The organism is Saliniradius amylolyticus, assembly GCF_003143555.1.
GTDB lineage: Bacteria > Pseudomonadota > Gammaproteobacteria > Enterobacterales > Alteromonadaceae > Saliniradius > Saliniradius amylolyticus.
The window spans coordinates 1,862,857-1,876,230 of the sequence record NZ_CP029347.1; the positions used below are offsets into that span (position 1 = coordinate 1,862,857).

A 13,374-nucleotide genomic window follows, 5' to 3' on the forward strand; every position below is an offset into this window, starting at 1 on the left:
CAAAGGCGGCGGGCGCCGCCCGGAAAAGCGTTAACGATTACGACGGATCATACGGCGACGTTCAAATTCGCGGATTTTCTCCACATATTGCTGCACACTCTGCTTGGTCAGGGCGCTGCGTCGCCCATCCAGCACCTGAGCCCCAAACTCATCGGCCAGTTTGCGAGCCGCATTGTGCATCATATTAAACACCTGATGAGGGTCACCATCGATGGGCAGGATCATAAACAGCGATACGCCCTGCGTAGTGAAATGCTCCATGTTATCGATATCAAACACGCCCGGCTTAAACATATTGGCCAGGCTGAACAACACCGGTCCCTTGCCATTGCTGTTTACATGGCGGTGGAAGATATCCTGATCACCAAACTTAAAACCCAGAGTCAAAAGCGCCGGTAATAAAGCATCACCGGTAATGGGCTTACCATCGGGAGTTTTTACATTCAGCACCAGTACTTCCTGCTCTTCGGGCGGCACATCCTCAGCAGGCTTGGACTCAGCGACCTTGGGCTCCTCTTTGGGCTGGTCATCGAAGTCCATAGTGATCTGGTCTTCTTTGACCTTGGGCGTGCGACGCTTACGATTTTTGGAGGCAGAGCGACTGAACCCCTGACGCGCACGCTCAGCCAGGCTGGGGGCTTTCTTTTGCTCGGGCTCAGGCTCACTGGCGACAGTCTCCGGCTCAGACTCAGGCTGTTGCGCCTCAAATTTAGGCTCTGGCTCGGCTACCGATGTGGGCAGATCTCCGAATGTGGGCTCTTTACGCTCCGGCTTCACTGCCGCGGCGGGCTTGTGTTGCTCTGGCGCTTCAAACTGGTCGCCCGACTCGAACTTAGGTCCGGTGTCTTGCTCTGTAATTTCTGGTTTGTCAGTCGTGGGCGTCTGGTGCTCCGTCTTATCCGACACCTCTGGTGCTGACCGAGACTCTGATACCGTCTCCTGTTGCTGAGATTCACTTGCGTCCGGCGCGGATTCACGGCTTTGTGTTTTTGGCGTGTCTTTAAGCATAAAGGCCGGAGGTTCCGGCATATCCGGCTCGTCATTGTGGACTGCATCGGACTCCGATGGTTCTTCAACCGGTTTGAATTCCGGCTCCTGACGCGCTTCACGGCTGACCACCCGCACCGGCCCCAGCCCCAGTTCGTCCAGTTCTTGCTCATAAGACGACGATTGGAAATCCGAGTCGCTGTTCTCTTCTTGCTGCTCGCTCTGCTTGTGCTCAATTTGGCCGCCAGGCTTGTCGTCTTTACGACGCTGCTTTCGCACCGTCCATAAGCCATGGGCCAAAATCCCGGCTATTGCCAGCGCCCCGAAAACTAAAAATGTCAGACGTAGTTCTTCCATCGTCACTTATTATAATTCGGCGAGGGCCACGGCTTCATCCACATCCACTGACACCATCCGAGACACACCGGGCTCGGCCATGGTGACGCCAGTAAGATGAGTCGCCATCTCCATCGCAATCTTGTTATGGGTGATATAAATAAATTGCACACTCTTGGACATCTCGGAGACCAGCTTACAAAAGCGCCCCACGTTGGCGTCATCCAGCGGTGCATCCACTTCATCCAGCAAGCAAAACGGCGCTGGATTGAGTCGGAAAATTGCAAACACCAATGATAAAGCGGTCAGGGCTTTTTCTCCACCACTGAGAAGGTGAATAGTGCTATTTTTCTTGCCCGGTGGTCTCGCCATGATGGTAACACCGGTTTCTAACAAGTCATCATCGGTGAGGTCCAGATAGGCCGCACCGCCGCCGAACACCTTGGGGAACAGCATTTTCAGGTCTTCATTGACCTGCTCGAAGGTCTCCTTAAAGCGGGCTCGGGTTTCCCGGTCGATCTTACGAATGGCCGACTCCAGAGTTTCCAGCGCCTCGTTCAGATCCTGCTGCTGAGTATCCAGATGCGCCTTACGCTCTGCCTGAGACTCATATTCTTCCACAGCGGCCAGGTTTACCGCGCCCAGGCGGGAGACCGCCGCGGTGGTCTTATCCAGCGCCTGTTGCCAGACGTCTTCTTCCGCCTCGGGGTCAAGGTTTTCCAGCACCGGCTTTAACGCCTGATCCATTTCCTGAAGTTGCTCCAAAACCGAATTGGCCCGTACCCGGTGGCCTTCGTATTCCAGCTGCAGGCTCTGTCGCTGCTCTTTCATTTGCGCGATCTTATCCTGTACGCCTTGTTGGTCTTTCTGGGCGTCGGTCAACCACTGTTCCACCTCGGCCAGGGATTCATTGAGCTGGCCTTTTTGCTGTTCCAGTTCGCCCTGCTGCTCCAACAACAATTGCAACTCTTCCCCCTGCTCGCCAATGGGCATTTCCAGCTCCATCAGCTCTTCGCGCAGCGCTTGCTGGCGCTCCTGCACCTGAGTCAGTTGTTCTTTATGCCGGTGAATGCCCTGCTCGGCGTTTTGATACTGGTTTTGCAGCTGCTGGCGCTGCATGGCCTTGTCATGGGCCTGCGAGCGCAGGCTGTTGTGTTGTTCCCTGAGCTGAATTAGCTGGCTTTGCAGTTGCTCACGTTCATTTTCTACACTCTGCTGAGTGGATTGCTGCTCTTCCAGTTGTAAACTCAGCTCTTCCACTTGCTCTGCCAATTGAGAGACCTGCTCCTGGTCCTGCTCAATCTCATCAAGCTGACGCTGGTATTGCTGCTCCAAACGAGTGTGGGTGTCTTGCAGACTTTGATACTGTTGCTGCACGTGCTCGGTCTGCTGTTTAAGGGACGCAGCCTGTAATTCCTGTTGGCGATGGTCGTGACGTTTTTCGGCCAGCGCCTCTTCGGCCTGCTCCAGGCTGTGTTGGGCGTGCTGCACCTGCTCGTCCAATTGTGTTTCCCGAGCTTCTAAATTCGCCAGTTCGCCCTGCAACTGACGAATCTCGCTGGCCCGGTCGAGCATACCGGCATTCTGCTCGGCCACGCCCTGAACCTGCCAGTCCGGCCCCTGCCACAAGCCTTGGGCGGTAATGACACTTTGCCCCGCTGGTAATTCGCTTAAAAGTTGTTTCGCCTGCTCGCCCGACTCGGCACAGTGGATCTGGGTCAGCCAACCCGGTACCTGCTCGCTTAACACCTTCGCTGCCAACGTCCCGCCAGGCTTATTCCGGGTAAAGCCTTCGGCAAAGAGCCAGCGGCTACCGGCGATATCGGGGCTCTGTCCCTGTGTGATCACGGGAGTGGCCAGCCACTGAGACAGTGCCGTTTCCAGAGCTTTTTCCCAGCCCGGTTCGGCACTGATCATCTGCCAGGCCTGTTTAACGGGCTCGTCCTGACTCTCAAGCCAGTCATTGATGGCATCGCCCTGCTCGGCGGCCGATTCCTGTAACGTCTTTAATGAGGTCAGACGTGCCTTGCTCTGCTGACGCTGCTCACGGCAGTCCTGCCACTGTTGATGGGCCTGCTGTAGCTTAGCCTTGGCCTGCTCGGCGTGTTCTAGGGCCTGGTTGACCTCTTCCTGACCTTTTTGATGCTGCTGTTCAGCCTCTCTATGCTGTGCTTGCAGACGTGTTAATTGCTGCTCAAGTTCACCGCCATCCAGTTCACCGAGTTGCTGCTGTAATTCCTCGGCACGCTGGCGGGCACGGCTGATAAGTGTCTGCTGGGACTGGATCTGCTGCTGTTTGCCGCTGAGCTGTTGTTGCTGTTGGTAAAACGCCTGTTCCTGTGCTCGCCAACCGGCGTTTTTCTCCGCCATCTGCTGCTCTAACGAGGCCAACCGCTCGGCCACATCCTCGGTCTGCTCGTTAAGCAGCTCCGCTTCCGGACCGACCTCTTCGAGCTGCCACTGGCATTGCTCCAGCTGTTCCTGCTGTTCGCCTAAGGCGCTCTGATGCTGTTCCAACTCGCCCGCCAGACGGGACAGTTCCTGCTCTATTTGCTGCTTGCGCTGACGGCTGTGGAGCTGAGTCTGCTCGATACGGGTAATCTCGTTACCCAGCTTAAACATCTGATTTTGCAGCGTATCCAGTCGTTGTTTGAGATCGTCCTGGCGCTGCTGATGCTCGATGATGCCGCGCTCGTCACCGCGCTGCTGAGCGATAAACTGTTCGATGTCGGTATCCTGCCTGGCCATGCGCTGGTCCAGCTCGTCCATCAGCTTGTTGTATTTCAGCCAGCGCAGCGCCGCCAGTTCGGTTTTGTATTTACGCTCATCGGCTTTAAGGGCCTTATAGCGCTTAGCCGCAGCGGCCTGTCGCTGAAGTTTTTGCAACTGCTGATCCAACTCGGTGAGTACATCTTCCAGTCGCTCCAGATTCTCGCGGGTGTGCCTGATGCGATTTTCCGTCTCCCGTCGGCGCTCCTTGTATTTGGAGATGCCCGCCGCCTCTTCGATAAACACCCGAAGCTCCTGAGGCTTGGACTCAATCAGGCGCGAGATCATGCCCTGTTCGATAATGGCGTAGCTGCGCGGACCCAGGCCCGTGCCCAAGAAGAGGTCGGTTACATCCCGGCGGCGGCATTTACTGCTGTTCAGGTAATAATTTGACTGGGCATCGCGGGTCACCACCCGCTTGACCGACAGCTCGTTATAGCTGGCGTATTCGCCCTGGATGCGGCCGGAGGAGTTGTCAAACACCAGCTCCACACTGCACTGCGAGACCGGCTTACGCGCCGAAGATCCGTTAAAAATCACATCGGTCATGGCATCGCCGCGCAGGTTTTTGGCCGAGCTTTCTCCTAATACCCAGCGCACCGCATCGATCACATTGGACTTTCCACAGCCGTTCGGACCGACAATGGCGGTCATGTCGTCCGGAAAGGGGATGGCTGTAGGGTCCACAAAAGACTTGAACCCGGCCAGCTTGATTCGTTTCAGCCGCATGGATGGAGTTAGCGCTATTATTATTGTTCGCTGTAAGTCACCTGACTCTACCAAAAGTCACGATCTGTAACAATTGAACCTGTGGTATCTGCCCCCATGCTTAGGTACTCTCTGAATAAAAGCAACAACAAGGACTCAGCACTATGCAGACACAGCCCAAGAGCGGCCCCGCCTACTTTATGCAAGGCTTTGACTTGATCTTCACCAAGGGTCTCAAGCGATTTGTGTTTATCCCGTTGATGGTCAACCTGCTGCTGTTTTCGGTGGCCTTTTATTATCTGTTCCAGCAAATTGACCCGGCCATTAACTGGGTACTGGGCTTTATTCCCGGCTTTTTAAGCTGGTTGCGCGATGCGCTGATCTACATTCTCTGGCCGCTGGCAGTACTGATGATACTGGTGACTTTCTCCTACCTGTTTACCACCATCGCCAACTTTATTGCCGCGCCCTTTAACGGCATGTTGGCCGAGAAGGTGGAAAAAAAACTTAGCGGCCGCACTCTGAACGACGAAGGGCTAGTGGGCCTGATGAAAGATGTGCCGCGCACTGTGGGACGCGAGTGGACTAAGCTCGTGTACTACATTCCCCGCGCTATTGGCTTTCTGATCCTGTGGTTTTTACTGCCGGTGGTGGGCCAAATCATCTGGTTTATCTTTACGGCGTGGATGATGGCCATTCAGTATCTGGACTATCCGTTCGATAACCACAAGGTGACCTTTCGCGAGATGCGCAACCAGCTCAGCCGCCGCAAGGGTAAATCCATCGGCTTTGGTGCCACCGTTGCGCTGTTTTCCATGATTCCCATCGTCAACTTCCTGGTGATGCCGGTGGCGGTCTGCGGTGCCACTGCCATGTGGGTGGATGAGATTCGTAAAGATACCCTCTGAGTCATAACACCATACCGGGGGCCCTGCTATGACAGGGTCCTCGCTATTTGGCCACTGGAAGGGCAACATACCCGGCTAACTCCCAGCCCGCAGTGATTTGGAAAATGCCACCACTGCCATAATCCCCACAAGACCCGATCCCAACCCTGCCAAATTTGCATAGATGAGCGAGAACACGACACCGATTGCAAATGTCGAGCTCATCCTCGCGCCCTCCGCTATTGGCGCCCAGAGCTCAAATACAAGGTAGATATAAGCCAGATAACTGCCAACCAAACTGGCCCATGCACCGATTTTTGCCTGTTTGTTATGCACCATGTGATACAGGCCCAGAAACAGCAGTGGAATCACCAATGGCACAAGGTTAAACAAAAGATTGCCCATATATTCCCAAAAGGTAAAAGGCAGGTAACTTCTTAAGTGGGGAAAAATGGTTGCCTTTATGAGATCACCATTGGCCGTGAGAAAACACAGTAGTAAAACAAGATAATAGCCTTTGCCCATCGTTTCTCCTTAAACTGTTATCGCTCCCAGACCTTCAGTATGGGTAATGCTTTATACTACGCTAGCATGTTTCGCTTGTCGGCTACCATCAACTGGCTGTGATCATCACGCCGAGCGTGCCTATGTAAACCAGCAAAACTGACGCACTTTCAAAGCCGATTCGGCCAATGCCATAGGTTTCGCGCCGTAACATACCCAGTAACAAGATGGCCGTCATCAGAATACTCACCAATCCCCAGGTCATCTGAACCGACGCCATATCGTGATAAATAGCTCCCCCGCTATAGCCAATATCCGCCGCAGCAATGACCAGCATATTGAAGCAATTGGTACCAAAGATATTACTGACCGCCAGTGTCAGCGCGCCCAGACGTATGGCCGCAATGGTGGTGACCAGTTCCGGAGTCGAGGTCGCTATGGCGGTCAATATGCCCCCCACCAGCGTATCGGACACTCCGCCCTGATCGGCGATGTGTTTGGCCGCTTCCATCAACACCCAGCCTGCCACACCGGTTATCAGCGCCATAGTGATAAACCCGATCCAGACCGTCATGGTTTGTCCACGAGGACGTTTTTCCGGTTTGTCGGCAACGGTTTGATGTGTCATTCGTGGAAACCACATGGGCTTCTCGCGGCTATGGTGGACCAGGCGAAGACCAAACAGATAGGCTCCGACAATAACCGGAGTCACCGGATGCACCACCCACTGCGCTGGCATTGGTGTCACAATCGCTAAGATGGGCAAGGTCAGAAGTACGATCAACAAGGCGGCCAGTAGCAGGTTCACATCGGAGGCGGCAGCGTGTTCCAGATTGGCGCGACGGTAAACGATATCGGCAATCCCCAAAAACACCAGATTCACCGCCATGCTACCCATCACATTACTCATAGCGAGATCGGGTCGTGCATCCATGGCCGCACTCAGGGTCGCCGCGAAATCGGGCAAAGAGGTAATGCCGGCGAGCAATAACACCCCAAACAGCGCCTCGCCCAATCCCGTTCTGTCGGCCAGGGTATCGGCCCATTTCGCCAGCAGACTGCCTGCCACCACGATCACCAGGGCCGCCGCGCTAAACGCCGCAATGCTGTATACCAAGGATGAAAACACCGCCCTCTCCCTTGCTCTTTATCGCCAAGTGTATATCAGAGAACGGATAGCCGCGAAGTGAGCGGAAGGGGGATTGTCAGGCGTACTAACGATGCAAATAGTCCACCTTTAAGCGTTAGTGTCGTCTGCCAGCTCTATATCCTTTAAAACCTGTCGCCAGTCATTAAGGTAACTGGCACCGTTTCGGGGGATCAGAAACAGTCGCAATGCCACCGCAAACAAAACCAATGCCAGCGCGGATGCCAGCAACAGATGGATTTCATAAAACATGAGAAAGAATGCCCCCGAGAACACCGCATAAATAAGCGCCACTGTGGTTGTTTCATAACCAATAATGCGAGGCGGTTGTGACAATTCATGAAAGCGTGACAAGGCCGCCCCCCATGAATGGACAGCGCTTTCGGGATCAAGCTCATCCAAAGCTGTTAAGTACGCGCCATTACGGAAAATCTTATACGCCAGGCTGGCCAGATAAAGCCCCGAACAGAACAAGACGGCAAACGACGAGACCAGGGTGATTAAGGCAAAGTTCTCACGGTCGGCTATGGCGATAAGTCCTACTGCGATGATGGTTGGGACCAATGTCTGCAAGGTACGCTCCTGACAGCCGCGCAACTCGTTAGCCACCTGTTCCCGGTTAGACTCAAAGCGCTTGCTATCCGATGTACTAAGCTGACGTCCTAACATGTAGCTTTTGCTATCCACTCGATTCCCCCAAACAGTTCTATTCACCCATTTCACGCTGGCCCCGTGACCGGCGAGCGACTATTCAGAACTTATACCTTAGTTCTGCCCGTCGAACCAATATGGCAATGCTATCCCGATTCAATTAAAAGCCACCGGCATGTGTCAGTTGGCTTACAACTCACCCGATAAACGATCAGTTGACTTTGCGCACTTTGGAAACCACGAACGCCAAAGGTAACACCAATAATAGTTTGACAGTGGGTAGGTAGAAAAGCACCAAGGCTGCAGTACTGCCGCCGCCCTGACGAAAATGCATGGAATAGAGGGTGTAGCCATCCAAAGCCAACATAATACCGGCCGCCACCAGATAGATGCTCGACGCCAGCTTGTTTCGCAGAACAATCAGCACCACGTAAGAAGCCAGAGAGTAGATCAGCAACAGGAGTTTAACCCGTATCAAACGTCACTATGGACAACGACACGCCGCTAAGCATGGCGGCCAGAATCAGCAAACCCGAGTTCAATAATCCAGATTTCATCGCGCTGTCGTTATCCATAGACATTGATACTTCCCTCAAGGGCCTTACTGTCGAGACTCAGTAGGTACGCAGGTTTATATCCTGACTAAACGCTTCCCCCTCGACGTCCTTGACCAACGCCTGCCCAGCGATTGGCGTCTGCCCATTAAAGGTGAGAGTCGGACTGCCATGCAACTGCCAGCCATTGTTTAACGGCCTTGTTAGAGTAAGGCGGTGCCAAAAGTTATATTAATTGTATTACCAGCAAAACCATATATACCAACTACAAGGCCAAAGTGGTACCAGTTACCATTATTATTGGTCTCATAAATACTAACCTTATCGTTAAAAAGGCTAACAAGGAAAAAGATGGGCAGTAAAAGTCCATGCCAAAGTCCTGATAGGAAACTCGCAGGTTGTCCATCTGCTCCTTTGTACTTTGAACTTATACCTGGCATAGATAAAGAATTAGTCATTTTGTATCCCTATATGATTAGTACTCTAACGCTTCAAATAACCGACACAGACGAGTTGGCTAAACTTTAAAACAGCCAACGCGGATGTGTCCGGTTGATTTGTTTTGTTATGTTTCATAGATTGTCTCTTTGGTAGCGTCGGAATGAGAGATACAAAAACACGGCTAGCATTGCTGCGGCAAAACCACCCATGGTTTTTTGAAATGCGGAAAGCGCTATGATTACTTCATTTTTGTATTCAAACTTCGCTTGCTGTGATTCCACCAAATCAACAAGTTTACTGTTGTGCTGAATTTCAATTTTGAGTTCTTCGAATGGAGCTAGTTCTCTTTCCAGTCTTTCTGAATTTGGCTCAATAACTATCGCTACCCATACTTGAAGTAAGGCTAAAAGCAATCCCCAGGTGATGGGGTTCTTATAGAAAAAATTTAATGTACCCAAGTTTCCTCCATGAAATATAACGCCCTGTTAAGGGGCAAATTGTAGTTGGCTAAAATGTGAAGCGGAGCGGAACCAGCCAACTGTAATTTGTCCCGCTTGAACAGCTTGTTATGTGCTTTTAAAGGCAATCTGCGCCTACACTACAAGCAGTTAGCAATGCAAAAACAGGAAACAATAACCCCAGTAACATTGATGATATCGCAGCTATTATATGTTGAATGTTATCAGGCTTTTTCTTACTAAAGACAATTATGCTGAACATTATTACTAAAGGTACTGAATAAACAATTGCATTAACCACCAACAGCATTGATGCTCTATTTTCTCTTCCGTAGTCAGAAGCCTCAAAAAAATAAGCATAGTAATATAGACTTATAAATACAAAAATAGCGAAGAAGATTAAACCACTAATCTTAAAGCGCTTTATTATTAGGTAACCTAATTCCAAAAAGACAAAGCCAACCAAAATTGCAGTAATAAAAATAGATATCAACTACACCCCTCCATGAGCACATAACAGTTATTAGTGTGCACGCGCGATAAATACAGAGAGCTGGGAGCTTATTTGGAGAAGGTGCATTGAATAACTCCTTTTAAAACAATCCTTTAATGGCTAGTTGGCAGGTTGCCATGCACCAGAATTTATGTAGAAAGTGAGCACAGTCTAACCGAGCGCTCGCTAAAAACACAAGCTTGTCAAAAAACCTTTTAGTATCAGCCAGATAAAAGGATGGCTTTGGAGAAAGCGAGCGTTTTAATAGCGGCGTGGCACCGGTTTCGATGCAAACTCTATTATACCTGTATAAGCGGTGAGCTATATGACTCGGGTTTTCCCTGCTGGGTATGACTCGCCGTCCGGGCGAGCCCGCCCCTTTTAGACAGACCACAACGCTTTCGGGAAAAGCGTTGAACGTTGGAGCGAAGCGACGACAGCCCTTTAGGGCGAGTATCAGGACGATACGAGTAAAAAGGGGCGAAAAGGTCTTTAGTCGCTGCTGACTTTCCGGGAACCTTGCCGAATCAAGGATCTGACCGCATCGAACCGGCTAAAGATAGCATCCTGCGAGGCTATCGCCTCGCGAAATCGTCCAGGATTTCGCGTTCGATTGAGCCTTGTTTCGTCAAGGGAAAGTCAAAGCGACCAGGGAGTCAACCCAACTACCAGTCATTACTTTCAACACCTCATTAGCTTCATGATTGAGACGTAACTTTCGGTTTTGCTTTTGGCCCGTTAAAACACCCTGTGGCGGGCAGGCGCCGGAAAAAGTGGGGCAAATATCAGGGAGAGATTTGAGCGAAGACGAACAGGGAGTGAGTGTGAGCGACCCGCTTTTTGCAAGCCTGACCAGCACCTTTAGGGTGTCCACGGGCCACCTCGGTCTTTTCCCCTGTTTGTGAGCTGACAAACAGGGCGGCGCGCCAAGGAGGGCGTGTCGTATCCGGCATGGAGGCCAGAGGTGAAATCCACCTCAAAAGCAGGATTCGGGATACTCCGAAAACTCAAAGGACTGGACCCCGGCCTTCGCCGGGGTGACAGTATTGTCGAAGCACTAAGCCACATTCGGGGCGACGTTCATTTAACCCCAAAAACAAACACACCGCCGGATGGCGGTGTGTGGTCTTACTTTATTGAGCTTTGCGATGGCAAAGCTCACAGGACCTTACTCGACGATCACCATCTCTTCGAGCAGGTTATCCGCTTCGTCCACATGCTCCATGATGTAGAGCATATAGCGGCTGTCCACGTGGATGGAACGATTCAGATTATCGTCAAAGTGCCAGTCGCCGATAATGCTCTCGTACACACCGTCAAACAACAGGCCCACCAGCTCCGCCTTACCGTTCATGGTGGCCGAGCCGGAGTTACCGCCGGTGGTGTCCACGGTGCTTAGGAAGTTCACCGGCACCGAGTCCAGGCTTTCCAGTTCATAGCCGCCGTGGAATTCCTTGTCGGCCAGCTTCAGCAGCTTATCGGGCGAGTTAAATGGCTCCTCGCCGGTTTCCTTCTGCAGCAGTCCGCGTAGCGAGGTGAACGGTGTCATATACACACCATCTTTAGGCGAATAGCCTTTCACGTTGCCATAGGTCACGCGCAAGGTGCTGTTAGCATCGGCGTACACAGGTTTGCCCAGGCTTTCCATGTAGGCGATAACCGCCTCCATGTAAGCCGGACGCAGCGCCTGAAACTGACCACTGCGTTCCTTTTCTTCGGCTTCCATGGTCATCGCCTTGTCGTACATGGTGACCGCGTATTGGATAAAGGGGTCGTCGCTGTTTTTAAACGCCTCTACCGAGGCGTTCATCCACTTCAGACGCGCGTCTTCCTCATCCAGTTCGGTGTTGGCGTACATGGCGTTAAGCTTATCGCGTAGTTTGGCCTCGTCGAAGCCATCACCCAGGCCGAAGAAGGCGTCAAACTCGGCGATGTGCTGAGACTCGGGCAGTTGCTGATAGTTTTTAATAAAGTGCAGCAATACGGCCTTATCTACTTCGGCATCGAAACGACGCGACAGACGGGTCATACTCTGCTCGAAGCGTTTCATGTCCCGCTGTTGGTAGCCACTCTCGCGCTCCATATCCGGCTTTTGGCGCTCGTGGGCCAGACGATAAAGGCGCTGGGCCGTTGGCAGCAAGGCTGTGCGGTTGATATACCCCATGGCCAGATCACGCTGCTGATGTGCCTGCTCGGCTTCGATTAAGGCTTGCAGCTCGTCGATGGCGCCACCGAAATGGGCCAGACGCGCCTCGCTTTGGTTCAGCCAGTCCATCAGACCATTTTCAAAGGCCTGCTTTTGCTGCTGAAAGCCGCTGCGCTCGTAGCTTTGGATCATGCTGCCATAGTTTTTGGCGTAGTTGGCCAAACCGGCAATGGTGCTCTCGTACTTTATCCGCGCATCACTGCCTTCAGGGGCCGTGGTTTTGATCACATCGATCATTTCCTCACGGTATTGCTTAGCCGTCGGATAAGAATAGGTAAAGGCGGCTTCCACTTCATCGGCGGTACGATAGCGATTAGTGCGCCCCGGGTAACCGGCCACCATCACAAAGTCACCCCGCTCTACTCCCTTGGCAGACACTTTTAAAAAGCTCGGCGGCGTGAACGGCTTGTTATCTTCGCTATAATCGGCCGGTTGACCATCCGGGCCCACATAGGCGCGATAGAAGGAAAAATCCCCGGTCTGGCGCGGCCACATCCAGTTGTCGATATCGCCGCCGTATTTACCTACCGACATGCTGGGTGCATACACCAGTCGCACATCGCGGATCTCCAGCGCCTTGATCAGGTAATACTCCAGCCCGCCGTGGAAGCTGTAGACCTCACAGCGATAGCCTTCGTCCTGTTCACATTCAGACACCAGCGACTTGCTGCGCTGATCGATAAGCTGATAGCGCTGTTGTCCGCTGAGATCCTCGTCCAGATCTTCCTTGATACTGGCGGTAACATCGGTCACTTCTTCGGTCACATACATACGTGAGCCCGGCGCAGCGGGTAGCTCCTGCTGTAACGCTCCGGCCAGGAAGCCGTTTTCCAGATAATTGTTTTCAGGGGTGGAGTTATACTGAATGCTGCCATAGGCGCAGTGGTGATTGGTCACCACCAGGCCCTTGGGGCTAACAAAAGAAGCGGTGCAGCCGCCAAGGCTGATCACCGCATTCATGGGAAACTCGGTGAGCTTGGAGATGTTTTTGGGGTCTATCTCCAGTCCCTTTTGCTTGAGGATAGATTCCAGCTCCGGCAACTGATGCGGCTGCCACATGCCCTCGTCGGCGCTGGCGGTGAAGCTCAGCATCAACAGCAAGGCTGAAGTGAATTTTTTCATTATTATGTTCCTGTCGTTAGAATTTTGCGTACAGATCGCAATCAAATAGCATACTAAATTCATTAGAAAGCGGGATGCTTAAAAGTAACAAAATATTACTCACTTTCACCG

The 13,374-nt window shown here is 52.3% G+C and carries 12 protein-coding genes; 1 reads left to right on the forward strand and 11 read right to left on the reverse strand.

The window, feature by feature from the left end; translation table 11 throughout:
* Window positions 1-30: 30 nt before the first annotated feature.
* Together zipA and smc are read right to left on the reverse strand one after the other, a co-directional pair.
* Window positions 31-1,344 (reverse strand): cell division protein ZipA, encoded by a 1,314-nt coding sequence (gene zipA, locus HMF8227_RS08680; protein WP_109339811.1) that lies wholly within the window; start codon window positions 1,342-1,344, stop codon window positions 31-33.
* A gap of 9 nt (window positions 1,345-1,353) precedes the next feature.
* Complete coding sequence (smc, locus tag HMF8227_RS08685) at window positions 1,354-4,821, reverse strand: chromosome segregation protein SMC (protein WP_109339812.1); 3,468 nt, start codon at window positions 4,819-4,821, stop codon at window positions 1,354-1,356.
* 143 nt (window positions 4,822-4,964) lie between these two features.
* Between smc and cysZ the strand changes: the two genes are divergently transcribed.
* Window positions 4,965-5,708: a sulfate transporter CysZ gene (gene cysZ / locus HMF8227_RS08690; protein ID WP_109339813.1), complete on the forward strand. Its 744-nt coding sequence runs from the start codon at window positions 4,965-4,967 to the stop codon at window positions 5,706-5,708.
* Between the two features lie 75 nt (window positions 5,709-5,783).
* On the opposite strand, the gene HMF8227_RS08695 is transcribed toward cysZ, so the two are convergent.
* The 9 genes from HMF8227_RS08695 to HMF8227_RS08730 all read right to left on the reverse strand — a co-directional run bounded on the left by HMF8227_RS08695 (window position 5,784) and on the right by HMF8227_RS08730 (window position 13,263).
* Window positions 5,784-6,212: a hypothetical protein gene (locus tag HMF8227_RS08695; RefSeq protein ID WP_109339814.1), complete on the reverse strand. Its 429-nt coding sequence runs from the start codon at window positions 6,210-6,212 to the stop codon at window positions 5,784-5,786.
* An 88-nt stretch (window positions 6,213-6,300) separates the two neighbouring features.
* Window positions 6,301-7,320, reverse strand: a complete 1,020-nt coding sequence (locus HMF8227_RS08700; protein WP_109339815.1) for a sodium:calcium antiporter — start codon at window positions 7,318-7,320, stop codon at window positions 6,301-6,303.
* 108 nt (window positions 7,321-7,428) lie between these two features.
* The gene (locus HMF8227_RS08705) at window positions 7,429-8,025 is read right to left on the reverse strand and encodes a hypothetical protein (protein WP_162558551.1); all 597 of its coding nucleotides are present in this window, start codon (window positions 8,023-8,025) and stop codon (window positions 7,429-7,431) included.
* Window positions 8,026-8,200: 175 nt separating this feature from the next.
* Window positions 8,201-8,446, reverse strand: coding sequence for a hypothetical protein (locus HMF8227_RS08710; RefSeq protein ID WP_162558552.1), 246 nt, complete (start codon window positions 8,444-8,446; stop codon window positions 8,201-8,203).
* 157 nt (window positions 8,447-8,603) lie between these two features.
* Window positions 8,604-8,720, reverse strand: coding sequence for a DUF1737 domain-containing protein (locus tag HMF8227_RS15310; protein WP_109339818.1), 117 nt, complete (start codon window positions 8,718-8,720; stop codon window positions 8,604-8,606).
* Window positions 8,721-8,746: 26 nt separating this feature from the next.
* Window positions 8,747-9,001, reverse strand: a complete 255-nt coding sequence (locus HMF8227_RS15060; protein ID WP_162558553.1) for a hypothetical protein — start codon at window positions 8,999-9,001, stop codon at window positions 8,747-8,749.
* Window positions 9,002-9,115: 114 nt separating this feature from the next.
* Window positions 9,116-9,442 (reverse strand): hypothetical protein, encoded by a 327-nt coding sequence (locus tag HMF8227_RS08720; protein ID WP_109339819.1) that lies wholly within the window; start codon window positions 9,440-9,442, stop codon window positions 9,116-9,118.
* Window positions 9,443-9,560: 118 nt separating this feature from the next.
* The gene (locus HMF8227_RS08725; protein ID WP_109339820.1) at window positions 9,561-9,935 is read right to left on the reverse strand and encodes a hypothetical protein; all 375 of its coding nucleotides are present in this window, start codon (window positions 9,933-9,935) and stop codon (window positions 9,561-9,563) included.
* 1,168 nt (window positions 9,936-11,103) lie between these two features.
* On the reverse strand, window positions 11,104-13,263 hold the full coding sequence (locus HMF8227_RS08730) for a S46 family peptidase (RefSeq protein ID WP_109339821.1): 2,160 nt from the start codon (window positions 13,261-13,263) through the stop codon (window positions 11,104-11,106).
* Window positions 13,264-13,374 lie beyond the last annotated feature (111 nt).